The organism is Streptomyces sp. NBC_00466 (genome assembly GCF_041433995.1).
GTDB lineage: Bacteria > Actinomycetota > Actinomycetes > Streptomycetales > Streptomycetaceae > Streptomyces.
Genome location: NZ_CP107896.1, coordinates 2,700,933 through 2,725,986 on the forward strand (window position 1 = coordinate 2,700,933; position 25,054 = coordinate 2,725,986).

25 protein-coding genes are annotated in these 25,054 nt (G+C 70.4%); 11 read left to right on the forward strand and 14 right to left on the reverse strand.

The genetic code is table 11. The features are described 5' to 3' along the window. Nucleotides 1-81 precede the first annotated feature (81 nt). Together radA and disA are read left to right on the forward strand one after the other, a co-directional pair. Nucleotides 82-1,479, forward strand: a complete 1,398-nt coding sequence (gene radA, locus OG210_RS11905; RefSeq protein ID WP_328329767.1) for a DNA repair protein RadA — start codon at nucleotides 82-84, stop codon at nucleotides 1,477-1,479. A gap of 56 nt (nucleotides 1,480-1,535) precedes the next feature. After that, nucleotides 1,536-2,660, forward strand: coding sequence for a DNA integrity scanning diadenylate cyclase DisA (gene disA / locus OG210_RS11910; RefSeq protein WP_328329764.1), 1,125 nt, complete (start codon nucleotides 1,536-1,538; stop codon nucleotides 2,658-2,660). Nucleotides 2,661-2,763: 103 nt separating this feature from the next. Here the strand turns inward: disA and OG210_RS11915 are convergent, their stop codons facing one another. Continuing rightward, nucleotides 2,764-3,612, reverse strand: coding sequence for a hypothetical protein (locus tag OG210_RS11915; RefSeq protein WP_328335557.1), 849 nt, complete (start codon nucleotides 3,610-3,612; stop codon nucleotides 2,764-2,766). A 183-nt stretch (nucleotides 3,613-3,795) separates the two neighbouring features. Between OG210_RS11915 and OG210_RS11920 the strand changes: the two genes are divergently transcribed. The 6 genes from OG210_RS11920 to cseC all read left to right on the forward strand — a co-directional run bounded on the left by OG210_RS11920 (nucleotide 3,796) and on the right by cseC (nucleotide 8,964). Next, nucleotides 3,796-4,404, forward strand: a complete 609-nt coding sequence (locus OG210_RS11920; RefSeq protein WP_328329762.1) for a phosphatase PAP2 family protein — start codon at nucleotides 3,796-3,798, stop codon at nucleotides 4,402-4,404. 16 nt (nucleotides 4,405-4,420) lie between these two features. Next, the gene (locus OG210_RS11925; RefSeq protein WP_371536249.1) at nucleotides 4,421-5,476 is read left to right on the forward strand and encodes an A/G-specific adenine glycosylase; all 1,056 of its coding nucleotides are present in this window, start codon (nucleotides 4,421-4,423) and stop codon (nucleotides 5,474-5,476) included. A 175-nt stretch (nucleotides 5,477-5,651) separates the two neighbouring features. Then, the gene (locus tag OG210_RS11930; protein ID WP_266854649.1) at nucleotides 5,652-6,203 is read left to right on the forward strand and encodes a SigE family RNA polymerase sigma factor; all 552 of its coding nucleotides are present in this window, start codon (nucleotides 5,652-5,654) and stop codon (nucleotides 6,201-6,203) included. A 116-nt stretch (nucleotides 6,204-6,319) separates the two neighbouring features. Next, nucleotides 6,320-6,943 (forward strand): hypothetical protein, encoded by a 624-nt coding sequence (locus OG210_RS11935; RefSeq protein WP_328329757.1) that lies wholly within the window; start codon nucleotides 6,320-6,322, stop codon nucleotides 6,941-6,943. A 12-nt stretch (nucleotides 6,944-6,955) separates the two neighbouring features. Then, entirely contained in the window at nucleotides 6,956-7,654 is a 699-nt protein-coding gene (cseB, locus tag OG210_RS11940) for a two-component system response regulator CseB (RefSeq protein ID WP_328329755.1), read from the forward strand. After that, entirely contained in the window at nucleotides 7,651-8,964 is a 1,314-nt protein-coding gene (gene cseC / locus OG210_RS11945) for a two-component system sensor histidine kinase CseC (RefSeq protein WP_328329753.1), read from the forward strand. Before cseB ends, cseC begins: the two co-directional genes overlap by 4 nt. A 96-nt stretch (nucleotides 8,965-9,060) precedes the next feature. On the opposite strand, the gene OG210_RS11950 is transcribed toward cseC, so the two are convergent. Beyond that, nucleotides 9,061-10,611, reverse strand: coding sequence for an MDR family MFS transporter (locus OG210_RS11950; protein WP_328329751.1), 1,551 nt, complete (start codon nucleotides 10,609-10,611; stop codon nucleotides 9,061-9,063). A 130-nt stretch (nucleotides 10,612-10,741) separates the two neighbouring features. On the opposite strand from OG210_RS11950, the gene OG210_RS11955 reads away from it, so the two are divergent. Further along, the gene (locus OG210_RS11955) at nucleotides 10,742-11,341 is read left to right on the forward strand and encodes a helix-turn-helix domain-containing protein (RefSeq protein WP_328329749.1); all 600 of its coding nucleotides are present in this window, start codon (nucleotides 10,742-10,744) and stop codon (nucleotides 11,339-11,341) included. Here the strand turns inward: OG210_RS11955 and OG210_RS11960 are convergent. Further along, nucleotides 11,331-12,023, reverse strand: a complete 693-nt coding sequence (locus OG210_RS11960) for a M23 family metallopeptidase (RefSeq protein ID WP_328329747.1) — start codon at nucleotides 12,021-12,023, stop codon at nucleotides 11,331-11,333. The two genes, OG210_RS11955 and OG210_RS11960, sit on opposite strands and share 11 nt — an antisense overlap. A 494-nt stretch (nucleotides 12,024-12,517) precedes the next feature. On the opposite strand from OG210_RS11960, the gene OG210_RS11965 reads away from it, so the two are divergent. Then, complete coding sequence (locus OG210_RS11965; RefSeq protein ID WP_328329745.1) at nucleotides 12,518-13,366, forward strand: alpha/beta hydrolase; 849 nt, start codon at nucleotides 12,518-12,520, stop codon at nucleotides 13,364-13,366. 123 nt (nucleotides 13,367-13,489) lie between these two features. Here OG210_RS11965 and OG210_RS11970 read toward each other — a convergent pair whose 3' ends face one another. After that, entirely contained in the window at nucleotides 13,490-16,015 is a 2,526-nt protein-coding gene (locus tag OG210_RS11970) for an ATP-dependent Clp protease ATP-binding subunit (protein ID WP_328335556.1), read from the reverse strand. A 429-nt stretch (nucleotides 16,016-16,444) separates the two neighbouring features. On the opposite strand from OG210_RS11970, the gene OG210_RS11975 reads away from it, so the two are divergent. Further along, nucleotides 16,445-17,113 (forward strand): SCO3374 family protein, encoded by a 669-nt coding sequence (locus tag OG210_RS11975; RefSeq protein WP_328329743.1) that lies wholly within the window; start codon nucleotides 16,445-16,447, stop codon nucleotides 17,111-17,113. Here the strand turns inward: OG210_RS11975 and OG210_RS11980 are convergent. The 10 genes from OG210_RS11980 to OG210_RS12025 form a co-directional block, all read right to left on the reverse strand. Next, nucleotides 17,092-17,427, reverse strand: coding sequence for an Lsr2 family protein (locus tag OG210_RS11980; RefSeq protein ID WP_328329742.1), 336 nt, complete (start codon nucleotides 17,425-17,427; stop codon nucleotides 17,092-17,094). The two genes, OG210_RS11975 and OG210_RS11980, sit on opposite strands and share 22 nt — an antisense overlap. Nucleotides 17,428-17,572: 145 nt before the next feature. Continuing rightward, nucleotides 17,573-18,094 (reverse strand): amino-acid N-acetyltransferase, encoded by a 522-nt coding sequence (locus OG210_RS11985; RefSeq protein ID WP_327296071.1) that lies wholly within the window; start codon nucleotides 18,092-18,094, stop codon nucleotides 17,573-17,575. Nucleotides 18,095-18,104: 10 nt separating this feature from the next. Next, complete coding sequence (locus OG210_RS11990; RefSeq protein WP_266854666.1) at nucleotides 18,105-18,503, reverse strand: BlaI/MecI/CopY family transcriptional regulator; 399 nt, start codon at nucleotides 18,501-18,503, stop codon at nucleotides 18,105-18,107. Between the two features lie 126 nt (nucleotides 18,504-18,629). Further along, the gene (locus OG210_RS11995; RefSeq protein ID WP_328329741.1) at nucleotides 18,630-18,809 is read right to left on the reverse strand and encodes a hypothetical protein; all 180 of its coding nucleotides are present in this window, start codon (nucleotides 18,807-18,809) and stop codon (nucleotides 18,630-18,632) included. Between the two features lie 13 nt (nucleotides 18,810-18,822). After that, complete coding sequence (locus tag OG210_RS12000; RefSeq protein ID WP_328335555.1) at nucleotides 18,823-19,389, reverse strand: hypothetical protein; 567 nt, start codon at nucleotides 19,387-19,389, stop codon at nucleotides 18,823-18,825. A 204-nt stretch (nucleotides 19,390-19,593) separates the two neighbouring features. Further along, complete coding sequence (locus OG210_RS12005; protein ID WP_328329739.1) at nucleotides 19,594-20,391, reverse strand: type III pantothenate kinase; 798 nt, start codon at nucleotides 20,389-20,391, stop codon at nucleotides 19,594-19,596. 3 nt (nucleotides 20,392-20,394) lie between these two features. Further along, complete coding sequence (gene nadC / locus OG210_RS12010; protein WP_328329736.1) at nucleotides 20,395-21,405, reverse strand: carboxylating nicotinate-nucleotide diphosphorylase; 1,011 nt, start codon at nucleotides 21,403-21,405, stop codon at nucleotides 20,395-20,397. Nucleotides 21,406-21,407: 2 nt separating this feature from the next. Further along, nucleotides 21,408-23,198, reverse strand: a complete 1,791-nt coding sequence (locus OG210_RS12015; RefSeq protein ID WP_328329734.1) for an L-aspartate oxidase — start codon at nucleotides 23,196-23,198, stop codon at nucleotides 21,408-21,410. Beyond that, nucleotides 23,195-24,070 carry a pantoate--beta-alanine ligase gene (panC, locus tag OG210_RS12020; protein ID WP_328329732.1) on the reverse strand — a complete coding sequence of 292 codons (876 nt, stop codon included), beginning with the start codon at nucleotides 24,068-24,070 and terminating at the stop codon, nucleotides 23,195-23,197. Before panC ends, OG210_RS12015 begins: the two co-directional genes overlap by 4 nt. Continuing rightward, the gene (locus OG210_RS12025; RefSeq protein ID WP_328329730.1) at nucleotides 24,067-24,966 is read right to left on the reverse strand and encodes a DUF2520 domain-containing protein; all 900 of its coding nucleotides are present in this window, start codon (nucleotides 24,964-24,966) and stop codon (nucleotides 24,067-24,069) included. The genes panC and OG210_RS12025 overlap by 4 nt, the downstream gene beginning before the upstream one ends. Nucleotides 24,967-25,054 lie beyond the last annotated feature (88 nt).

A 25,054-nucleotide genomic window follows, 5' to 3' on the forward strand; every position in this document is an offset into this window, starting at 1 on the left:
TTCCGGCCGCCGTCCGCCCCTTGCCCTGCTGCCCGCCCCGGCCGTGGCACCACTGTCGGTGCGGCCGGTTACGGTGGCGCCATGGCCACCCGTGCGAAGACCAGAGAACGGCCGTCCTACCGCTGCACCGAATGCGGGTACACGACGGCCAAGTGGCTGGGCCGCTGCCCCGAGTGCCAGACGTGGGGGACGGTCGAGGAGCAGGGCGGCGGGCCCGCCGTGCGGACGACCGCGGCCGGTCCGGTCAGCAGCGCCGCCGTCCCCATCGGCCAGGTCGACAGCCGGACGGCGACAGCGCGTTCGACTGGGGTCACCGAGCTGGACCGGGTGCTCGGCGGCGGTCTCGTGCCGGGCGCCGTGGTGCTGCTCGCCGGTGAGCCGGGCGTCGGCAAGTCCACGCTGCTGCTCGATGTCGCGGCGAAGGCGGCGGGCTCCGACCACCGCACGCTCTATGTGACGGCCGAGGAGTCCGCGAGCCAGGTCAGGCTGCGCGCCGACCGGATCCACGCGATCAACGACCACCTGTATCTGGCCGCCGAGACGGATCTCGCAGCGGTGCTCGGCCACCTCGACGCGGTGAAGCCGTCCCTGCTGGTCCTGGACTCCGTGCAGACGGTGGCCTCACCCGAACTGGACGGTGCGCCGGGCGGCATGGCGCAGGTGCGCGAGGTCGCGGGCGCGCTGATCCGCGCCTCCAAGGAGCGCGGGATGGCCACGCTGCTCGTCGGGCACGTCACGAAGGACGGCGCCATCGCCGGGCCCCGGCTTCTTGAGCACCTGGTGGACGTCGTGCTGTCCTTCGAGGGCGACCGGCACGCCCGGCTGCGGCTGGTCCGCGGCGTCAAGAACAGATACGGGGCGACCGACGAGGTCGGCTGCTTCGAGCTGCACGACGAGGGCATCACCGGGCTCGCCGACCCGAGCGGGCTGTTCCTGACGCGCCGTGACGAACCGGTGCCCGGGACGTGTCTGACGGTCACCCTGGAGGGCAAGCGCCCCCTGGTCGCCGAGGTCCAGGCGCTCACGGTCGACTCGCAGATCCCCTCACCCCGGCGCACCACCTCCGGCCTGGAGACCTCCCGGGTGTCGATGATGCTCGCCGTCCTCGAACAGCGCGGCAGGATCAGCGCGCTCGGCAAGCGCGACATCTACACGGCGACGGTCGGCGGCGTGAAGCTCACCGAACCGGCCGCCGACCTGGCCGTCGCGCTCGCCCTGGCCTCCGCCGCCAGCGACATCCCGCTCCCGAAGAACCTGGTGGCGATCGGCGAAGTGGGTCTCGCGGGCGAGGTCAGAAGAGTCACCGGCGTCCAGCGCAGGCTCGCCGAGGCACACCGTCTCGGCTTCACCCACGCCCTCGTACCGACCGACCCGGGGAAGGTCCCCGCAGGGATGAAGGTCATCGAAGTGGCGGACATGGGAGACGCGCTGCGGGCCCTTCCGCGCCGTTCAAGGGCCCGCGCGCCCCAGGACGAGTGAGTGCGCCGGTAGACTTTGCCCTGGTCTCGCCTGTCCGTACGAGCCGGAGGAGTGCAGTGGCAGCCAATGACCGAGCAGCACCCGGGAGATCCGGCGGGAGCTCGTCCGGCAATGAAGCGCTGATGCGTGCCACGCTGAGCGCTGTCGCGCCCGGTACCGCGCTGCGCGACGGCCTGGAGCGGATCCTCCGCGGGAACACCGGCGGCCTCATCGTCCTGGGCATGGACAAGAGCGTCGAAGCGATGTGCACCGGCGGTTTCGTCATGGACGTGGAGTTCGCCGCGACCCGCCTGCGGGAGCTGTGCAAGCTCGACGGCGCGCTGATCCTCGACAAGGATCTGACCAAGATTCTCCGGGCCGGCGTCCAGCTGGTCCCGGACGCGTCGATCCCCACCGAGGAGACCGGCACCCGCCACCGCACGGCGGACCGGGTCTCCAAGCAGTGCGGCTTCCCCGTCGTCTCCGTATCGCAGTCGATGCACCTGATCGCGCTGTACGTGGACGGGGAGCGCCGGGTCCTGGAGGAGTCGGCGGCGATCCTGTCCCGCGCCAACCAGGCGCTGGCCACGCTGGAGCGGTACAAGCTCCGGCTGGACGAGGTGGCGGGCACGCTGTCCGCGCTGGAGATCGAGGACCTGGTGACGGTCCGCGACGTGACGGCGGTCGCGCAGCGTCTTGAGATGGTCCGGCGGATCGCCACCGAGATCGCCGAGTACGTGGTGGAGCTGGGCACCGACGGCCGGCTGCTCTCCCTCCAGCTGGACGAGCTGATCGCCGGGGTCGAGCCCGAGCGGGAGCTGGTGGTCAGAGACTATGTGCCGGAGCCGACGGCGAAGCGTTCGCGCACGGTCACCGAGGCACTGGTCGACCTCAACACGCTCAGCCACACGGAGCTGCTCGAACTTCCCGTGGTGGCAAGGGCGTTGGGATACAGCGGCTCCCCGGAGACGCTCGACTCGGCGGTGTCGCCGCGCGGGTACCGGCTGCTGGCCAAGGTGCCGAGGCTGCCCGGGGCGATCATCGAGCGGCTGGTCGAGCACTTCGGCGGGCTGCAGAAGCTGCTCGCTGCGAGCGTGGACGATCTGCAGGCGGTGGACGGGGTCGGGGAGGCGCGGGCCCGCAGCGTCCGGGAGGGGCTTTCGCGGCTCGCGGAGTCGTCGATCCTGGAGCGGTACGTCTAGGCGGTGGCCTTCGGGTGTGGGGGCAGAGGTGTGGGGCTCGGGCCTTCCGGGGCTCCGCCCCGGACCCCGCTCCGCAGTCTCCCCCGCCGGCTTTCCCGGTCCGTCAGTCCTTCGTCAGGACCACCGAAGTCTGCTTCACCGGCATTCCCGGGGCCTTGGCCTCGACCAGGTAGGTGCCGGCCCCCGCCGTCTGCGGGCCCGGCTTCGTGCACTTCGGGGCCGACTTCTTGCGGTCCCATTCCACCGTGTGCTTGATGGTGCTGTTGGCCGGTACCTGGAGGAGCAGGGAACCGCCGTCCACCGGGCAGTCCTTGGACGACCAGACGGCATGGTCGTCCGTGGTCGACGTGATCGTGAGCACTGTGGCCTTCGGGCCGAAGTCGACCTTGCAGGCCGTCCCCGAGGTGTTCTTGGCGATCAGGTCGAACTTCAGCTTCTCGCCCGGGGGGTAGCTGTTCTTGGGGTTGTGCAGCGTCAACTGGACCGCGCCGGCAGTGCAGTCGGGGAGGCTGGAGCCCGCAGGGACCCGCCGGCCGTCGCCGACGCCCGCGGCGTCCGCCCCCGAACCACCGCTCCCGCCCGTGCCGTTGGCTCCGGACCCGCTGCCCGAGTCCGTACCGCCGGACCCACTGCCCGCGCCGTCGGAACCGCCCGATCCGGAACCCGAGCCGGAACCCGCGTCCGAACCGGAGGACGAGCCCGATCCGCCTGAACTGCCCGAACCGCCGGTCCCGCCCGGGGCTTGACTGATCGCGGGGCCCGATCCGGAAGGGCCGGGGGTGATCGACGGGGCGGGACCGGCCCCCTTCGCGCCCGAACTGCCGTGCTTTCCGCCGCCGCCCGATGTCACCATCCACACGACGAGAAGGGCGAGCAGCGCAACCAGAGTCGCCGCTACTGCCCTCCGTCGCCAGTAGATGGAGGAGGGAAGCGGCCCGACCGGATTGCGCATAGATCCCACGGCGCAAACTGTACGAGAGATCAGACCCAACTCAGGCCCCACCCGCCGCCGTCCGTGCAACTTTTACGGATCATCATTCCGCAGACCACGCCCGATGCCCCCCGCACGGGCCGCACAGGGCAGGCAAGATCGCTCGTGGTCACCGCTCCGGGATGATCCATACTGTCCGTCACCATGGACAGTTCTTCCGAGCTCTACCGAAACATCGTCGAATTCGCGCACTCCACGCCCTCCTGGGTGCAGCAGCTGATGGAGCTGTGGACCGAGGGCGGACTGCTGCTCTTCGCCGTGCTGTTCGTCTTCGTGTGGTGGCGGGCGCGTACGGCGTCCGCGCAGGCGATGGCTCTGGCGCTGATCGCCCCGCTGGGGACCGCCATCGCGTACGTCCTCAGTGAAGTGCTCAAGTCGGTGATCCACGAGGAGCGCCCGTGCCGGGCCGTGGCCGGGGCGATGAAACCGCTGATCGACTGCCCGGCGCCCGGCGACTGGTCCTTCCCCAGCAATCACTCGATCATCGCGGCCGCCGCGGCGGTCGGCCTCTCCATCGCCATGGTGCGGCTGGTCTGGCTGACCGTGCCGGTCGCGGTGCTGATGGCCTTCTCACGGGTCTTCGTCGGTGTGCACTATCCGCATGACGTGATCGTCGGGCTGCTGCTCGGCGCGCTGATCGGGCTGCTCGTCATCGAGGGGCTGACCCGGCCCGTACGGTCGCTGGTGGAGACGGTGCGGTCGAGCGACATCAGCGCGGCGGCATGGTTCGTGGGGCCGGGTGCCCCTAACTGAGAGGATCGGATGTGCCATGACTGCAACCACTGATACTTCGACGTCTCCGACGACTCCGACGACTCCGACGACTCCGACGCCTTCTACGGCTTCTACGGCTTCTACGGCTTCTACGCCTCCGGTATCCGCTCCCGCCGCCGCGTCCCCGGCCCCCGCCGCGTCCGCTGCGGACTCCGCCGGTCTGCCGGACCCGGGCGCCGCCGCCGGCCTGCACTCCTCCGTCATCACCTGGTTCGGCGCGAACGCCCGCGATCTGCCCTGGCGCCGCCCCGAGGCGGGCGCCTGGGGGGTCATGGTCAGCGAGTTCATGCTCCAGCAGACCCCTGTCGTACGGGTGCTGCCGGTGTACGAACAGTGGCTGGCCCGCTGGCCGCGCCCGGCCGATCTGGCGGCCGAGGCCCCCGGTGAGGCGGTCCGTGCCTGGGGCAGGCTCGGATATCCGCGCCGCGCCCTGCGTCTGCACGGAGCGGCCCAGGCCATCACGGAGCGGCACGGCGGCGAGGTGCCGTCCGAGCACGGGCAGCTGATCTCGCTGCCGGGTATCGGCGAGTACACGGCGGCGGCCGTCGCGTCCTTCGCGTACGGGCGGCGCCACGCGGTCCTGGACACCAATGTGCGGCGGGTCTTCGCCCGTGCGGTCAGCGGTGTCGAGTACCCGCCGAACGCCACCACGGCCGCCGAGCGCAAGCTCGCCCGCGCCCTGCTCCCCGACGACGAGACCACCGCGGCGCGCTGGGCCGCGGCCTCCATGGAGCTGGGCGCTCTGGTCTGCACGGCCAAGAGCCCCGAGTGCGGGCGCTGCCCCATCGCCGGGCAGTGCGCCTGGCGGCTGGCCGGCAAACCGGCGCACACGGGTGCGGCGCGGCGCGGCCAGACGTACGCCGGTACGGACCGCCAGGTGCGCGGCAAGCTGCTCGCGGTGCTGCGGGACACCTCGGCTCCCGTACCGCAGTCGCAGCTCGACGCGGTGTGGCACGAGCCCGTACAGCGGGCCAGGGCGCTGGACGGGCTGGTCGCCGACGGGCTGGTCGAGCCGCTGGCGGGCGGGGTCTACCGGCTCCCGCTGACCTGATCCGCTCACCCGGATCCGCCTGTTCCCGTTTTAAACCTCATCGCCGTTACACAATCGATGGGCAGCCGTGCGGATGCCGACGGCTGGTACGCACAGCTCCGTGACAACGCCTCCGTAGCTTCGTGGACAGACCACAGAGCAGCTTGAACACGGGGAACGACGGAGGCGGTTGGGTATGGCGCACGGTGAGGTGCTCGAATTCGAGGAGTACGTACGCACCAGGCAGGACGCCCTGCTGCGGAGCGCCCGCCGGCTGGTGCCCGACCCTGTCGACGCCCAGGACCTGCTGCAGACCGCCCTGGCGCGCACCTACCGCCGCTGGGAGGGCATCGCCGACAAGTCGCTGGCCGACGCCTACCTCCGCCGCGTCATGATCAACACCCGTACGGAGTGGTGGCGCGCCCGCAGGCTGGAGGAGGTCCCCACCGAGCAGCTGCCCGACGCGAGCGTCGAGGACGGCACGGAGCAGCACGCCGACCGGGCGCTGCTGATGGACATCCTGAAGGTGCTCGCTCCCAAGCAGCGCAGTGTGGTCGTCCTGCGACACTGGGAGCAGATGAGCACCGAGGAGACGGCTGCCGCACTCGGCATGTCGGCCGGTACGGTGAAGAGCACACTGCACCGGGCCCTTGCGCGGCTCCGGCAGGAACTGGAGAGCCGCGACATCGACGCGCGTGCGCTGATCCGTGGGGAACAAGAGATGGGGCGGGAGCGGTGCGCGGCCTGACAGAGGACCCGGAGGACGGTCCCGGAGGCCCCGGGTACGGGGACGGCCCGGGCCCGGTGGCCGGGTCAGGTTCGGCCCGAACCAGAAGGGGCACTCTGGCGGCGAGCGTCACGGCGGTGGCCGGGCTCGCCGTCGTCGGCCTGTTCGTGGCGGGCTGCGACTCGGGCGGTACGGGTACACGTGACGAAGGGGCGGCCCATTCGGTCCCCGCGGTCGAGCCCACGAAGGATCCCGGTTCGGCGGCCGCGACCAAGCCGGGCGAGCGGGTGGACCCGGTGGCGCTCCTGAAGCAGGACCCGAAGGTCAGCTCGGCGGTCAAGCGCGACCTGAAGCCGTGCTCGGGCAGCGACTACCCGGTCGACGTCTCGTACGCGCGGCTGACCAACGGTGACGTCGCCGATGTCGTGGTGAACGTGATGACGTGCCGCAGTGCGGTGGGGGTCGCCACGTACGTCTACCGCGCGAAGGGCGGCTCGTACAAGAACGTCTTCGCTTCGGAGGCCGCGCCCGTCTACTCCGAGGTCGACCGGGGCGATCTCGTCGTGACGAAGCAGCAGTACGCGAAGGGCGACTCGATGTCGTACGCGTCGAGCGAGGACGTCATCACCTACCACTGGACGAACGACAAGTTCGCGCAGACCGACGCCGTGCACACCGACTTCAGCCGGGCGGTCGGTGACGGGGACACTGACGGCGACACCGGCGGGGACCCCGCCACCACCAGCCCCACCGGCAACTGAGAGAGCAGCGGGATGGCCGAGACCCATGTCCTCTTCGTCGAGGACGACGACGTGATCCGCGAAGCGACGCAGCTCGCGCTGGAACGGGACGGTTTCCGTGTCACCGCGATGCCGGACGGGCTCTCCGGGCTCGAAGCGTTCCGGACCAACCAGCCCGACATCGCCCTGCTCGACGTCATGCTGCCGGGGCTCGACGGGGTCTCCCTGTGCCGCCGGATCCGTGACCAGTCGACCGTCCCGGTGATCATGCTGTCGGCCCGCGCCGACTCGATCGATGTGGTGCTGGGGCTGGAGGCGGGGGCCGACGACTACGTGACGAAGCCGTTCGACGGTGCGGTCCTGGTGGCCCGTATCCGGGCCGTTCTCCGCCGGTTCGGACATGCCAGCGGCGCCGGTACGGACAGCGGCGCCGAGCCGGACGAGCGCGGGGTGCTGGCCTTCGGTGACATCGAGGTCGACACGGAGGGCATGGAGGTGCGCAGGGACGGCACCCATGTGGCGCTGACCCCGACCGAGATGCGGCTGCTCCTGGAGTTCTCGTCGGCGCCGGGCACCGTGCTCTCCCGCGACAAGCTGCTGGAGCGGGTCTGGGACTACGGCTGGGGCGGTGACACCCGGGTCGTGGACGTCCATGTGCAGCGGCTGCGGACAAAGATCGGACAGGACCGGATCGAAACGGTCCGCGGCTTCGGATACAAGCTGAAGGCATGAAGCACCTAGCCCTGCGCACCGGCGTCCGGTGGAAGATCAGCATCGCCATCGCCGGGGTCGGCGCGCTCATCGCTGTCGCGCTCAGCCTCGTCGTCCACAACGCGGCCCGTGTCTCCATGCTCGACAACGCACGGGACACCCAGGTCGTCCGGCTCCAGTTCGCCCTGCGGCTCGTCGAGTCGAAGAAGCAACAGCAGCAGCAGCCGCAGCTCGGCTCCAAGATCAACGACCCGAGCCTGCCCAGGGAGCTGCTGCACCGGGCCGCCGAGAACCGGATCTCCACCCTGGTCGTCGAGCACGCCAACGGGATCCCCGACGTCTGGGCGGCCGCCCCGCTCGCCGACGGCGACGTGCTCTCACTGCACAGCCGTTACAGCAGCAGCGCCTCCGTACTGCAGGACCTCGACCGGGCGCTGATCATCGGCTCGGTCTCGGTGGTGCTCGGGGGCAGCGCGCTGGGTGTGCTGATCGGCGGCCAGCTCTCGCGGCGGCTGCGCAAGGCGGCCGCGGCCGCGACCAAGGTGGCGCAGGGTGGCACGGACGTCCGGGTGCGGGCCGCCATCGGCGGTTTCGTACGGGACGAGACGGACGAGCTGGCCCGCGCCGTGGACGCGATGACCGACACCCTGCAGGAGCGGGTGGAGGCCGAGCGCCGGGTCACCGCCGATATCGCGCACGAGCTGCGTACGCCGGTGACCGGGCTGCTGACGGCCGCGGAGCTGCTGCCGCCCGGCCGGCCGACCGAGCTGGTACGCAACCGGGCGCAGGCGCTGCGGACCCTGGTCGAGGACGTACTGGAGGTGGCCAGGCTGGACAGCGCGTCCGAGCGGGCCGAGCTCCAGGAGATCGCGCTGGGCGAGTTCGTCAGCCGCCGGGTGACGATCATGGCGCCGGACGCGCAGGTCCGGGTGGTGCACGAGTCGTGGGTCAACACCGATCCGCGGCGCCTGGAGCGGATCCTCGGCAATCTCCTCGGCAACGCGGCCAAGCACGGCGGTACGCCGGTGGAGGTCACGGTCGAGGGCCGGGTGGTGCGGGTGCGCGACCACGGGCCCGGGTTCCCGGACACACTGCTGCGGGACGGGCCGAGCCGCTTCCGTACGGGCAGCAGCGACCGGGCGGGCGTCGGGCACGGTCTGGGGCTGACGATCGCGGCCGGGCAGGCCAAGGTGCTCGGGGCGCGGCTGACGTTCCGCAACGCGGCACCGGAGGGGGCGAAGGAGACGGGCGGCGCCATCGCGGTGCTCTGGCTCCCGGAACACGCGCCGACCGTCACCGGAAGCTTCCGCGCCCTGACCCGGCCCTCGTAACCCCGTAGCGGCGGCTGCGGCCGTGCCTGTCCGCGTACGGAGTGGGCCCCGGACGCATCGCGCGTCCGGGGCCCACTCGTACACACCGCGCCCGTCCTACGGCTCCTGCACCGGGACGGCGTCGGCCGGGCCGCCGCGCAGGGCCACTTCCTTGACGAAGACCGCAGCGGCGATGACCGCGAGTCCGGCGACGGCGCCCAGCAGGAATCCGCCGTGGGTACCGGCGGCGACCGCGTACTGGTACGCGTCCCGGGCCTTCTCCGGCAGCTTCGCCAGGCTCGCCGCGTCCAGCTGCGCCGAGGGGAGCGAGGCGCCCTTGCCCATCCGCGCGGTCATCTCGTCCTGCACCTTGCTGGTGAACAGCGCGCCCATGATCGAGACGCCGAAGGAGGAGCCGAGCGTACGGAAGAGGGTGGTCGAGGACGAGGCGACGCCCATGTCCTTCATCTCCACGCTGTTCTGCGCGACCAGCATGGTGATCTGCATCAGGAAGCCCATGCCGGCGCCGACCACGGCCATGTAGATGCCGGTCGTCAGCCGGGTGGTGTGGACGTCCATCGTGGACAGCAGGTACAGCCCGACGACCATCAGGGCGCCGCCCGCGATCGGGAAGACCTTGTACTTGCCGGTGTTGGTGGTGACCCGGCCGGCGACGAGCGAGACGGCCATCATCGCCAGCAGCATGGGCATCAGCAGCAGACCGGAGTTGGTCGCGGACGCGCCCTGCACCGACTGCTGGAACAGCGGCAGGAAGAGCATCGCGCCGAACATCACGAAGCCGGTCAGGAAGCCGATGACGGACATCAGCGTGAAGTTGCGGCTGCGGAAGATGTGCAGCGGCACGATCGGTTCGGCGGCCTTGGTCTCCCAGAAGACGAAGCCGATCAGGGCGGCGATGCCGATGAAGATGAGCTCCATGACGACGGCCGAGCCCCAGGCGTACTGCGTACCGCCCCAGGTGGTGACCAGCACGATCGAGACGATGCCGATGGTGAGCAGCGCCGTACCGAGATAGTCGATCCGCCCCCGGGACCGCTTCTTGGGCAGGTGCAGCACGGTCGTGACCATGGCGAGCGCGACCGCGCCCAGCGGGAGGTTGATGTAGAAGGTCCAGCGCCAGCCGAGGTGGTCGGTGATGGCACCGCCGACGAGCGGACCGCCGATCATCGCGACGGCCATGACGCCGGCCATCATGCCCTGGTACTTGCCGCGCTCACGCGGCGGAATCAGGTCGCCGATGATCGCCATGACGCCGACCATCAGACCGCCGGCGCCGAGGCCCTGGATCGCCCGGAAACCGATGAGCTGGCTCATGTCCTGTGCCATACCGCTCAGCGCGGAGCCGATCAGGAAGATCACGATGGAGGCGAGGAAGGCGCCCTTGCGCCCGTACATGTCGCCGACCTTGCCCCAGATGGGCGTGGACGCCGCAGTCGCCAGCGTGTACGCCGTCACCACCCAGGACAGGTGTGCCAGTCCGCCCAGCTCGCCGACGATGGTCGGCATCGCGGTGTTCACGATCATGTTGTCGAGCATCGCGAGCAGCATCGCGATCATCAGCGCGAACAGCACCACCCGGACACTGCGCGGCTGGGGCTCGGTTCTGCCCCCCGATTCCGATCTCGTCAGTTCTGCGGTTTCCGACACGTACCCCACCACTCCCCTGAACCTGCCGGGCCCGGTCCGAAACTTACTTGCCGCCCGGCTAGTTTGATTACACCGGGAGAAGGTAGCCTTGTACTAGCCGGGCGTCAAGTAAGTATCGCGGGAGAGCACCATGGGCAGCAGAGGAAACACCCGCCAGCGGATCCAGGATGTCGCGCTGGAGCTCTTCGTCGAGCAGGGATACGAGAAGACCTCGCTCCGGGAGATCGCCGAGAAGCTCGATGTCACCAAGGCGGCGCTCTACTACCACTTCAAGACCAAGGAAGACATCCTCATCAGTCTCTTCCACGACCTCGCGACACCCATCGACGAGGTCATCGCGTGGGGCCAGAACCAGCCCCGCAGCCTGGAGACGAAGAAGGAGGTCCTGCGCCGCTACAGCGAAGCGCTCAGCGGCGCGGCCCCGCTCTTCCGCTTCATGCAGGAGAACCAGGGGACGGTACGGGAGCTGAGCGTCGGCGAGAACTTCAAGGACCGGATGCTGGTCCTGCTCGACCTGGTCAGAGCGCCCGACGCGTCACTGACCGACCAGGTCCGCTGCTTCAGCGCGCTGTTCACCATGCACGCGGGATCGTTCGCGCTGCGGGACGCCGAAGGCGACCCCGAGGAGAAGCGCAAGGCTGTCCTCGAGGTCGCCACCGAACTCATGACCCAGGCCCATCTGGATGGGGCCGTGGGGCGTCAGGCTCCGACCGGGCCGGTCAGAACTTGATGCCGTGGGCCTTCAGGAACGGCATCGGGTTGTAGCCCGAGCCGTAGTTCGGGCCCGTGCGGATCTCGAAGTGCAGGTGCGGCCCGGTCACGTTGCCGGTCGCACCGGACTTGGCGATGACCTCACCGGTCTTCACGGTCTGGCCTATCTGGACGTCGATCTGCGACAGGTGCGCGTACTGCGAGTACGTGTTGTCGCTGTGCTTGATCTCGATCGCGTTGCCGTAGGCCGGACCGTCGCCGCCGCCGTTGGGGCCGGCCTTCACGACGGTGCCGCCGTGCACGGCCATGACCGGCGTGCCGGTCGGGACGACGAAGTCCTGGCCCGAGTGCTTGTGGGACCACATGTGGCCGGCCTCGCCGAAGGGCTCACCGATCACGGGGTGCGCGACGGGCGAGACCCACGCGTTGGCGGCCTTCTTCGCCTGGGCGGCCTTGTCGGCCTTGGTCACCTTCGCCGTCTTGGCGGTGTGCTCCGCGGCCTTCGCCTGGGCACTTGCCTGGTGGGCGAGGGCGGTCGCGACGTTCGGGGTGCCTGCGGAGGCGGTGGCCGGGTGTGCGTCGGCAGCGACCGCGACCCCGGCTCCCAGCGCGACCGACACTCCGAGCCCGGCGGCTACGACCGCAGCGCGGGTGCGAAGCGGGGACCGGCGGGACACGTGGGACGTGGTGTGCTTCTGCATACGTGGGACTCCGTACGTAAGTGGACCCAACCGAACAGGTCGGGCGGACCACTCATTGGTAACCCATTCCGCGTAGCACCCAAAACGCCCATCTACGACATTGTGTCGTAGGGAAAGCGCGGGAAAAGTCCCTCCGGATCAGGCGGCCCGGCCCCCGCGCGTCCAGGCGTTTCGCTCCCTGTGGAGACGTTTGAGCCCAGTTCGGCGGGGCAGGGATCGGCCCCGCGCAGGCCGTGCGCACCGGGGGCCGAAAGTCCCGGACAGCCCGGTCCGGAAGACCCGGCGGCCGTCGGCGCCGCATCCCCTATGCCTGCTAGTAGGCCAGAACACCCCTGTGGCCCATGTCACCGGCGAGGTACCAACGCCTGTCCGTTTCGGGACCTTCGGCGGCGGTCCCGGCAGCCATTACCTCCGGCGTAATCGCCCCGGAGCGGCGCCTCCGGCAGGCTCATGGCGCAAGCACCGCAGCCCGGACCCACAGGGGGAGGCACCCGATGCCGTACTTCACCACCACCACCGATGGCACCCGGCTCCACTACACCGACTACGGGGACCGAGAGGCGCACCGGACCGTCGTCTTCATCAACAGCGCGTACTTCGGTACGGAGATGTGGGAACGCCAGATGCTCCCGCTGGCCGCCGACGGCTACCGCTGCGTCGGCCTCGACCGGCGCGGACACGGCCGGTCCGACGACGTGTGGGGCGGGTTCGATCTCGACACGCTCGCCGACGACGTCGGATCGCTCCTGGACCATCTCGGTCTGACGGACGTCACTCTCGTCGGGCACTCGCTCGGCGCGGCCGAGGCCATCCGGTATCTGACCCGGCACGGCAGCGGGCGGGTGGCACGGCTGGCGCTGGTGGCGGGACTGGCGCCGGGGCTCGTGCGTACCGCCAACCATCCCGACGGGGTGGACCCGGCGGCCGTGGAGAGAGGCAACGAGGCGATCCGCCGGGACCGGTACGCGTTCATCGCGGACGGGATGAACGCCTTCTTCGCTCTGCAGCTCTCCGAGAACCAGCGTCCGGAGAGCCGCCTCTCCGACGCGTACATGAACCATCTGGCAGCCCGCTGCGCCGGAGCGACCCTGCGCGCCACGGCTGCCATGTGCGACCTCGTCGTCACGCTGGACCTCGTCCCGGAGATGTCCGCGCTCGACGTCCCGGCGCTGGTGGTCCACGGGACGCACGACGCCTCGACGCCGATCGGCCTCACCGGGCACCGCTCGGCCGCACTGATCCCGGAGTGCGAACTGCGGATCTACGAGAACGGCGGGCACGGCCTGTACGCCACTCACGCGGACCGGCTCACCGCGGATCTGCGGGAGTTCATGAAGGCGTGAGCCGCGGGCGGCAACGGCCCGGGCACGTGCGGGGCCGACGGTGACGCGGAAAGGGCGGCCCCGGAACCGGTCATCGGTTCCGGGGCCGCCCTTTCGCTGCTCGGGCCGCTCAACGCATCAGCGTCAGACGTCCTTCGTCATGTTCGGGCCGGAGCCACCGGCCGCCTGCTCGATCGGCGGGGCGTCGGGCAGAGCCGACTTCTCCTCGCCGCGGAAGGTGAACTTCTTCTCCTCACCCTCGCCCTCGACACCGACGACCACGATGTGACCGGGGCGCAGCTCACCGAAGAGGATCTTCTCGGAGAGGATGTCCTCGATCTCGCGCTGGATCGTGCGCCGCAGCGGACGCGCGCCCATGACCGGGTCGTAGCCGTGCTTGGCGAGGAGCGCCTTGGCGTCCGGGCTGAGCTCCAGGCCCATGTCCCGGTCGCGCAGCCGCTCGTCGACCTTCTCGATCATGAGGTCGACGATCTGGATGATGTCTTCCTCGGTCAGCTGGTGGAAGACCACCGTGTCGTCGACACGGTTCAGGAACTCGGGGCGGAAGTGCTGCTTCAGCTCCTCGTTGACCTTGGCCTTCATCCGGTCGTATCCGGTCTTGACGTCGCCCTGGGCCGCGAAGCCCAGGTTGAAGCCCTTGGAGATGTCCCGGGTCCCGAGGTTGGTCGTCATGATGATGACCGTGTTCTTGAAGTCCACGACCCGGCCCTGGGAGTCGGTCAGCCGACCGTCTTCCAGAATCTGGAGCAGGGAATTGAAGATATCGGGGTGGGCCTTCTCGACCTCGTCGAAGAGAACGACCGAGAACGGCTTCCTGCGCACCTTCTCGGTGAGCTGGCCGCCCTCTTCGTAACCCACGTATCCGGGGGGAGAACCGAAGAGACGGGAAACCGTGTGCTTCTCGCTGAACTCCGACATGTCGAGGGAGATCAGTGCGTCCTCGTCGCCGAAGAGGAATTCGGCGAGCGTCTTGGAGAGCTCGGTCTTACCGACACCGGACGGGCCGGCGAAGATGAACGAGCCACCGGGGCGCTTCGGGTCCTTCAGGCCGGCACGCGTACGGCGGATCGCCTGCGACAGGGCCTTGATGGCGTCCTTCTGCCCGATGACGCGCTTGTGGAGCTCGTCCTCCATGCGCAGCAGCCGCGAGGACTCCTCCTCGGTGAGCTTGAAGACCGGGATGCCGGTGGCCGTGGCCAGGACCTCGGCGATCAGCTCGCCGTCGACCTCGGCGACGACATCCATGTCGCCGGCCTTCCACTCCTTCTCCCGCTTGGTCTTCGCGGCCAGCAGCTGCTTCTCCTTGTCGCGGAGCGAAGCTGCCTTCTCGAAGTCCTGGGAGTCGATGGCCGACTCCTTGTCGCGGCGGACGTTCGCGATCTTCTCGTCGAACTCGCGGAGGTCCGGCGGCGCGGTCATCCGGCGGATACGCATCCGGGAGCCGGCCTCGTCGATCAGGTCGATCGCCTTGTCCGGCAGGAAGCGGTCCGAGATGTACCGGTCGGCCAGGGTGGCGGCCTGGACCAGGGCCTCGTCCGTGATGGAGACACGGTGGTGGGCCTCGTAGCGGTCCCGGAGTCCCTTGAGGATCTCGATGGTGTGCGGGAGGGAGGGCTCCGCCACCTGGATCGGCTGGAAGCGGCGCTCGAGGGCCGCGTCCTTCTCCAGGTGCTTGCGGTACTCGTCGAGCGTGGTGGCACCGATGGTCTGGAGCTCTCCACGGGCGAGCATCGGCTTCAGGATCGAAGCCGCGTCGATCGCGCCCTCGGCGGCGCCCGCACCCACCAGGGTGTGGAGCTCGTCGATGAACAGGATGATGTCGCCGCGGGTGCGGATCTCCTTGAGGACCTTCTTCAGCCGCTCCTCGAAGTCACCGCGGTAGCGGGAACCGGCGACGAGCGCGCCGAGGTCGAGGGTGTAGAGGTGCTTGTCCTTGAGGGTCTCGGGCACCTCGCCCTTGACGATGGCCTGCGCCAGTCCTTCGACGACCGCCGTCTTTCCGACACCGGGCTCGCCGATGAGGACCGGGTTGTTCTTGGTGCGGCGGGACAGCACCTGCATGACCCGCTCGATCTCCTTCTCGCGCCCGATGACCGGGTCGAGCTTGGATTCGCGGGCGGCCTGGGTGAGGTTGCGGCCGAACTGGTCCAGGACGAGCGAGGTCGAGGGCGTGCCCTCGGCGGGACCGCCTGCGGCGGCGGTCTCCTTGCCCTGGTAGCCGGAGAGCAGCTGGATGACCTGCTGCCGTACCCGGTTCAGATCGGCGCCCAGCTTCACGAGGACCTGGGCTGCGACGCCCTCGCCCTCGCGGATCAGGCCGAGCAGGATGTGCTCCGTACCGATGTAGTTGTGGCCGAGCTGAAGAGCCTCCCGGAGCGACAGCTCCAGGACCTTCTTGGCACGAGGGGTGAAGGGGATGTGCCCGGACGGGGCCTGCTGCCCCTGGCCGATGATCTCCTCCACCTGCTGGCGGACCGCCTCGAGCGAAATCCCGAGGCTCTCCAGGGCCTTAGCGGCGACACCCTCACCCTCATGGATAAGGCCCAGGAGGATGTGCTCGGTGCCGATGTAGTTGTGGTTGAGCATCCGGGCTTCTTCCTGAGCCAGGACGACAACCCGCCGCGCGCGGTCGGTGAACCTCTCGAACATCGTTAATCGCTCCTCAGAGCGGTCGGGCAGCGAGGGGTCGGTCCCCTCCCAGTCCTTCCGCATGCTAGTCCCGCGGGGCGGGACAGCTCATTCCAACTGCCGACACCCGTCCATGGCCTCCGGCCCGAACAGCCGACAACTGCTCCAACCCGATGGTGCGAGACGATGTTCCCGCAGGCCAGGCAGATACCCCTGTCTCCAGTACGCCGATGGCGAACGTGAGACCGCCTGAACCGCGTGTCGCCCCTCCCCACTAGGTATGTCTTACCCGCAGACACTGACACTCCATGCGGCGCGCGACGGTTCCCCTCAGCTACGGGCGAACATCCGGGCGCCCCTGAACACGTCCGCACGCCCCTTGTCCATCAACAGAACGCAATCAAACAGCGGCGTTCCGTAACCCCGGCGTGCTCCGGGAGTTGCTCAGACATGGCCTGCACCGTTCCGTCCCCCCGCGCACCGGCCGACAGCACGCGCGCCGGCACCGGAAGCGCCATCACCGGAAGTCCCGGCACCGACAGCACCCTGCGCTGGTACGAGTCCCGGCTGGGCTGGGCCGCGCTGGCGGGGCCGCCGGTCCGGCTGCTGACCGGGCTGCGTTTCGACGTACTCGACCTGCCGTCCGACGCCGGGTTCGCGCTGCTGCGCAGGACGCCCGTCACGGGACCGGTGGCGCTGGACGGCTCCCGGGTGCGGCTGCTGGTGGCGGCGGGCAGCGCCGACGAGCTGCCGGGGCTGCTCGACTGGCTGGAGTGGGGCGGGATCGCACTGGATCTGACCGCCGTCGGCGCGGGCGGCCTGATCGGGGCTCCCGTGCCTCCAGGACTGCGCGGCGCGCAGGGGGCCGCTCGCTGGTTGCGACCCCCCGGGCCGGGGCGCGATGTGGAGCAGGCCCTGCCGGTGTTCAGCCGGTTCGGGAAGCGGGGCGGCGCTCCCGACCTGGTGCGGCTCGTGGACGCGGCGGCGACGGAATGTCACCGGGCCCGGATGGTGCGTATCGCTGCGGCTTTCCGGGGGGCGCCCCCCGGGGCCGGGACTGCGGTTGTCCGGGGTGCGAACCCCGGACCTCCCGGAAATCAGCCGTTGGCCTTCTCGTAGGCCTCACGGATGTCCGCGGGCACACGGCCGCGGTCATTCACGTTGTAACCGTTCTCCTTGGCCCACTTACGGATCTCGGCGGTGTCCTTGTTGCCGCCGACAGCGATACGGGCCTTGCCGCGGCCGCCCGCGCCACGGCCACCGGTGCGCCGGCCGCCCTTGGCGTACGGCTCCAGCAGCGTACGGAGCTTGTCCGCGTTGGCGGTGGTGAGGTCGATCTCGTAAGACTTGCCATCCAGAGCGAACGTCACGGTCTCGTCCGCCTCGCCGCCGTCGAGGTCATCGACAAGAAGGACCTGAACCTTCTGTGCCACTGGATTTCCTTTCATCGAAAAATTCAGTACGCGGAAAGGAAACCGCTTTTCCCTGGAAAACACAAACCCCCGGCAGAGGTTCAGGAGTGCAAGAACACGGGAAACATGCGCGATTCGGACATAGGGTTCCGATCAGAAGTGACCCTCACAGGTGCAGAAGCATCCGACTGTTGCCCAAGGTGTTCGGCTTCACCCGTTCGAGACCCAGGAACTCGGCGACTCCCTCGTCATAGGAACGCAGCAGCTCGCTGTAGACATCTCCGTCGACAGGAGTCTCACCGATCTCGGTGAAGCCGTGCTTCGCGAAGAAGTCGACTTCGAAGGTGAGGCAGAATACCCGGCGCACCCCGATCCACCGCGCCGTCTGCAACAGCTTGTCGAGGACCTGGTGGCCTACTCCGGCGCCCTTGAACTCGCGGTCCACCGCGAGAGTGCGCACTTCTGCGAGGTCTTCCCACATCACATGGAGTGCGCCGCAGCCGACGACCTTCGCGTCGTCGTCGCGTTCCGCGACCCAGAACTCCTGGATGGACTCGTAAAGCGTCACCGTCGCTTTGTCGAGCAGGATCCGCTCGCGCACGTACGCATCCAGGAGTCCGCGCACCGCCGGCACATCGCTGGTCCTGGCTCTGCGGACGGTGAGGGCTTTTGCTCGCGTACCTGGCATGTGCAAGACGTTATCGCCCTGCGTCTCCCTCACGGTCATCGCGGTCCGCATCCCCCTGAACGATGCGCAAAGCATCACGGAGTGCATCGCGCTGCTCGGAGGACATCATGCCGAAGAAGGCGACAAGGGCGGCCGCGGAGTTGTCACTCGTGGACCAGGCTTCGTTCATCAGTGCGGCCGAGTAGGCGGCGCGGGTGGAGACCGCCGTATATCGATAGGCGCGGCCGTCCACTTCCCGGCGCACCCAGCCCTTCTGATGGAGATTGTCCAATACGGTCATCACGGTGGTGTAGGCGATGGTCCGGTCGCGTTCGAGGTCTTCCAGGACTTCCCTGACAGTGACCGGGCGGTTCCACTCCCAGACCCGTGACATCACGGCGTCTTCCAGCTCTCCCAATTGACGGGGCACATCTGCACCATAGTGCGAGATGTCACGAATAGCTGGTTATTTGCACAGAAACCTCAGAAAACGCAGAAAAGGGTGTACGGCATGAAATGCCGTACACCCTCCGAGCACAGACGAGCACAGACACGGTCAGGCGGTGCTGCCGCCCGTCGGCTGGACCGCGGCCTCGGCGCGGGCGAGCGCCGCGTCCACGGCCGCGTCTTCCTTGGCCTTGTTCGGGCCGCCCTGGGTCTTCACGATCGTTCTCACGACGATCGTGAAGAACACGGCCATCACCACGGGGGGCACAAGCGCGGAAACGTAGTCCATACGGACAGAGTAGCTAGCCGGTCAGCGAGTGCTGAGACGGGGGCGCCGCGGGCTTCCGGCGTGGCGGGAAGACCTCGGACGGCTTGGGGGCCGGGCGGGGCCTGACCGGCTCCTTGACCGGGGCCGGGCGCTTCGGCTGGTCCGGGTCGTTCGACGTACGGCCGCCGGGCAGCGCGAGCAGCCGGGTGCGCGGGCCGGGGGTGACGGCGCGGCCCGCGAGCCGGGCGCGTACCGACTGCTCGGCCAGTGCCCGGCAGCGCCTCAGCAGGGCGTCGCCGGACGGTGCGCCGCGCAGGGCGCGCAGGGCGGCGAGGTCCTCGGGGCGGGGGTCGTAGCCGGCGGCCAGGGCGTCCTGGAGCAGCTCCGTGTAGCTGACGGCCGCACCGGGGAGTGCGTCGCGGTAGCGGGCGAGGTCGGCGAGGAGGAAGGCGCGCAGCCTGCCCGCCTCGGCGATGGTCTCGTCCACGGACTCGGCGAGACGCAGACAGTCCTGGACGTCCTCTTCTGCGACGGGGGTCGGGTTGAGGGCGATGGCAAGGGCGCGTCGGAGCACACGCAGCTCATCCGCGCTGAAGGCCATGCCGCCTCGGGATCCGTAGGGCGTGGGCATGGAACGACGATACGTACTAAAGGGACAATATCCGCTTAATGGACTGGTGGCGGCGCGGCGGGGTGCGGGTACGGCGGGGGTACGTCGCCCCCGCCGCGCCGCACGGTCGGCACGGTCACCCCGCCGTACCGCCCCCGCGCCATGGACCGGTGGCGGCTCCGTGCGGCTACCGGGTCACAGCCGGGCGACGTTCCGCTCGTACACCAGACGCAGCCCGACCAGCGTCAGCCACGGCTCGTGCTCGTCGATGACCGTGGCCTCGCTGAGCACCATCGGGGCGAGACCGCCGGTGGCGATGACCGTGACGTCCGCCGGGTCGTCGGCGAGTTCGCGGGCCATCCGGTTCACCACCCCGTCGACCTGGCCTGCGAAGCCGTAGATGATGCCGGACTGCATCGCCTCCACGGTGTTCTTGCCGATCACGCTGCGCGGGCGGGCCAGCTCGATCTTGCGGAGCTGGGCGCCCTTCACGCCGAGCGCCTCGACCGAGATCTCGATGCCGGGGGCGATGACACCGCCCGTGTACTCGCCGCGCGCCGACACCGCGTCGAAGGTCGTCGCCGTACCGAAGTCGACGACGACGGCGGGGCCGCCGTAGAGCTCGACGGCGGCGACCGCGTTGATGATGCGGTCCGCGCCGACCTCCTTCGGGTTGTCCACCAGGATCGGGACGCCCGTCCTGATGCCGGGCTCGACCAGGACGGCCGGGACGTCGCCGTAGTAGCGGCGGGTCACCTCGCGCAGTTCGTGCAGGACGGAGGGGACGGTCGAGCAGACCGCGATCCCCTCGATGCCGTCGCCGAGTCCGCGGCCCAGCAGCGGGTGCATCCCCATCAGGCCCTGGAGGAGTACGGCGAGTTCGTCGGCGGTGCGGCGGGCGTCGGTGGAGATGCGCCAGTGCTCCACGATCTCCTCGCCGTCGAACAGGCCGAGGACGGTGTGGGTGTTGCCGACGTCGATGGTGAGCAGCATGGGTTACTCCGCCTCGCGCAGGTCGAGACCGATGTCGAGGATCGGCGACGAGTGCGTGAGCCCGCCGACCGCGAGGTAGTCGACGCCCGTCTCCGCGTAGGCGCGGGCCGAATCCAGGGTGAGCCGGCCCGAGGACTCCAGGAGGGCACGGCCGCCGACGAGTGCGACGGCCTCCGCGGTCTGCTCCGGCGTGAAGTTGTCCAGCAGGATCAGGTCGGCGCCCGCGTCCAGGACCTCGGTGACCTGGGCGAGGGTGTCCACCTCGACCTCGATGGCGAGGTCGGGGAATTCGGCGCGTACGAGCTTGAACGCCTCGGCGACGCCGCCGGCCGCGACCACGTGGTTGTCCTTGACCAGGGCCGCGTCGGAGAGGGACATCCGGTGGTTGACCCCGTCGCCGCAGCGCACCGCGTACTTCTCCAGGGCGCGCAGCCCCGGTGTGGTCTTACGGGTGTCGCGGACCCTGGCGCCGGTGCCTTCGAGTACGTCGGCCCACGCGCGGGTGGCGGTCGCGATGCCGGAGAGGCGGCACAGCAGGTTCAGGGCGCTGCGCTCGGCGGTCAGCAGGTCGCGGGTGCGGGTGGTGACCGAGAGCAGCTTCTGGCCGGCGGCGACGCGCGCGCCGTCCTCGACGTGCCGCTCGACCTCGAAGGCCTCGGTGCAGACGATGGAGAGCACCGCTTCGGCGACCCGCAGGCCCGCGACCGTACCGGCCTCGCGCGCGGTGAAGTCACCGGTGGCGACGGCGCCGGCGGGGACGGTCGCGACGCTCGTCACGTCCACGCCCCCGTCGAGGTCCTCGTCGATGGCGAGGTGCGCGATGTCCTCGACCAGCACCGGGTCGAGCCCCGAAGCGGCCAGCAGCCCGGCGAGCGCGGGGTCGAGACCGCACTCCATCGGGTCGGAGTCGTCGTAGCCGTCGCCGCAGGCGCACGCGTCGCCGCAGCCGCCCGCCGGCTCGGCGCTCACGGCATCGTCGCCGATCTGGTGGAGGGGGAGGTCTGGGGTGGTCACGGTCACTGCTCCTGGGGACGCTGAGGGAGGGTCGGGGGGAAGTCGGCGCTGTCCGTGGTGTGCACGGCGAGCGAACGGTCGGGGCGCAGCCGTACGACGAGATGGCGGCGCCAGCCGGTGTCGTCGCGGTCCGCGTGGTCCTCGCGCCAGTGGCAGCCGCGGGTCTCCTCGCGGCGCTGCGCCGCTGCGGTGAGGACGCGGGCGACGCAGAGGAGGTTGGTCGCCTCCCATGCCTCGACGCCCGGTTCGGCGGGCTTCAGGGCGACGGCGGGCAGGGCTTCCGGGGCTCCCGCCGCTGCCGCGTCCATGGCGGCGCCTGCCGCCGCCACGGCCACGGCCTCGGCCGCCGCCTGTGCCTCCGCTTCGGCGCGGATCGCCTCAAGCTGACCGGCCGCGCCGGCGAGGCTCTCCGCGGAGCGGATGACCCCGGCGCCCGCCGTCATGATGCGCTGGATACGGAGCCGGGCCTCGGGCGGGAGCAGCGGGAGCGTGCCGGGCTCCTGCTCATTCCGGGGTACGGCCGCCGCGGCGCGCACGCCGGCGCCCGCTGTGACGATGTCGTCGGCGATGCGCTCGGCGAAGACCAGGCCCTCCAGGAGGGAGTTGGACGCGAGCCGGTTCGCGCCGTGCACGCCGGTGCAGGCGACCTCACCGCAGGCGTACAGGCCGGGGACGGTCGTACGGCCGTGCAGGTCGGTGCGGACACCGCCGGACGCGTAGTGCGCGGCCGGCGCGACCGGGACCGGCTCGGTCACCGGGTCGATGCCGTGGCTGCGGCAGGCGGCGAGGATCGTCGGGAAGCGCTGCTCCCACATCTCGGCGCCGAAGTGCCGGGCGTCCAGATACATGTGCTCGGTGCCGTGCTCCTGCATCCGGCGGGTGATGGCCTTCGCCACGATGTCGCGGGGGGCCAGCTCGGCCAGCTCGTGCTGGCCGGTCATGAAGCGGACCCCGTCGGCGTCGACGAGATGGGCGCCCTCGCCCCGTACCGCCTCGGAGACCAGCGGCTGCTGGCCCTCGGCGCCCGCGCCGAGGAAGAGCACCGTGGGGTGGAACTGGACGAACTCCAGGTCGGAGACCTCGGCGCCCGCCCGGAGTGCCAGGGCCACGCCGTCGCCGGTGGAGACGGCCGGGTTGGTGGTCGCCGAGAAGATCTGGCCCATGCCGCCGGTGGCGAGCACCACCGCGGGTGCGCGGACCGCGCCGACGCCGTCGTGCCGGCCCTCCCCCATGACGTGCAGGGTGACACCCGCCGTACGGCCTTCGGCGTCGGTGATCAGGTCGAGGACCAGGGCGTTCTCCACGGTGCGCAGCGCGGCCGCGCGGACCGCGTCGACCAGGGCGCGGGAGATCTCGGCGCCGGTGGCGTCGCCGCCCGCGTGCGCGATGCGGCGGCGGTGGTGGCCGCCCTCCCGGGTGAGCGCGATCCCGCCGGTCTCGTCGGTGTCGAACCGCGCGCCGGTCGCGATGAGCCTGCGTACGGCGTCGGGGCCCTCCGTCACCAGGGTGCGGACCGCCGCCTCGTCGCAGAGCCCGGCCCCCGCGACCAGCGTGTCGTCGAGGTGCTGCCCGGGGGTGTCGCCCTCGCCGAGCGCCGCCGCGATGCCGCCCTGGGCCCAGCGGGTCGAGCCGTCGTCGAGGCGGGCCTTGGTCACGACGACGGTGCGCAGCCCTGCCGTGGTGCAGCGCAGCGCGGTGGTCAGTCCGGCCACTCCGGATCCGACGATCACGACGTCCGCGTCGATCTCCCAGCCGGGGGCGGGGGCGTGCAGGCGTATTCCGGTTCCGGTCACTGTGGTTCCCCGAAGGTCAGCGGGATGTTGTCGATCAGACGCGTCGTACCCACCCGGGCGGCGACCGCGAGTACGGCTTCGCCCCGGTGGCCTTCGGTGGCCTCGGTGAAGTCGGACGGGTCGATCAGGGACAGGTAGTCCGGGGAGAGCGCCGCCCCGTCGAGGACGGCCCGCGCTGCGGCGCGCACGGCCGCGGGGGTGGCGGGGGCAGCGGGTCCTGCGCCGGTGAGGGCGTCACGGCCCGCGAACAGGGCGCGGGACAGGGCCAGCGCGGTGGCTCGGTCCGCGGTGGAGAGGAAGCGGTTGCGGCTGGACATCGCCAGCCCGTCCGGCTCCCGCACCGTAGGTACGCCGACGATCCCGACCGGGAAGTTGAGATCGCGCGCCATCCGCCGTACCAGGGCGAGCTGTTGGGCGTCCTTCTGCCCGAACAGCGCGACATCGGGGCGGGTCAGGTGCAGGAGTTTGGCGACGACGGTGAGCATCCCGTCGAAGTGGCCGGGGCGCGCCGCGCCTTCGAAGCGCTCCCCCATCGGGCCCGCCGCGATCCGGACCTGGGGCTCACCGCCCGGGTAGACCTCGTCGGCCGAGGGCGCGAAGACGGCGTCCGCGCCCGCCAGTTCGGCGATGGCGAGATCCGCTTCGAGGGTGCGCGGGTAGCGGTCGAGGTCTTCACCCGCGCCGAACTGCAGCGGGTTGACGAAGACCGTCACGACGACCTGCCCGGCCTCGCCCACCTGCTCCCTGGCTGCCCGGACGAGGGTGGCGTGGCCCTCGTGCAGGGCGCCCATGGTCATGACGACGGCGCGGGGTGCGTCACCGGGAGGGGCGTGCAGTCCGGCGGCCGTGTGCAGCAGCGCGGTCGTGGTCATCGCGTCTCTCCGTCCGCGAGGACTCCCAGCAGGTCCTCGGCCAGTTCCGGCTTGAGCAGTCCGTGCGCGAGAGCGCGGTCCGCCGTCGTACGAGCCATCGCGAGATAGCCGGCGACGGCCTGCGGTGCGTGCTTGCGCAACTCCTCGACGTGCGCCGCGACCGTACCCGCGTCGCCCCGGGCGACCGGCCCGGTCAGCGCGGCGTCGCCGGACCTGAGGGCGTTGTCGAGGGCGGCGCCGAGGAGCGGCCCGAGCATCCGGTCGGGGGCCGAGACCCCCGCCGTACGCAGCAGCTCCATCGACTGGGCGACCAGGGTGACCAGGTGGTTGGCACCGAGGGCAAGCGCCGCGTGGTAGAGCGGACGGGACTCCTCCGAGATCCACTCGGGCTCGCCGCCCATCTCGATGACCAGCGCTTCGGCGGCGAGCCGCAGCTCGTCGGGGGCGGTCACGCCGAAGGAGCAGCCGGCCAGCCGCTGGACGTCCACGGAGGTTCCGGTGAAGGTCATCGCCGGGTGCAGCGCGAGGGGCAGGGCTCCGGCGCGCAGGGCGGGATCGAGCACTCCGGTGCCGAACCGGCCCGACGTATGGACCAGGAGCTGTCCCGGCCGGACCGCGCCGGTCTCGGCCAGGCCCTCCACCAGCGCGGGCAACGCGTCGTCCGGCACGGTCAGCAGGACCAGCTCGGCGCGGGCCAGCACCTCGGCCGGGGTGACCAGGGGGACGTCGGGGAGCAGGACGGCGGCCCTGCGGACGGATGCGTCGGAGACACCGGACGCGGCGACCGGGCGGTGCCCGGCGAGCTGGAGCGCGGCGGCGAGCGCGGGGCCCACCCGGCCCGCTCCGACCACGCCGACGGTGAGCCGCGCGGGGCGGGATTCTGCTGATGCGTTCACGTGGGACGGCCTTCCGTTCCAGTCCGCGAGGGGTACCGGACGATTTCCCCGTCATGCTACGCCCAGGATTCGGGGTAACTCGTTGGAC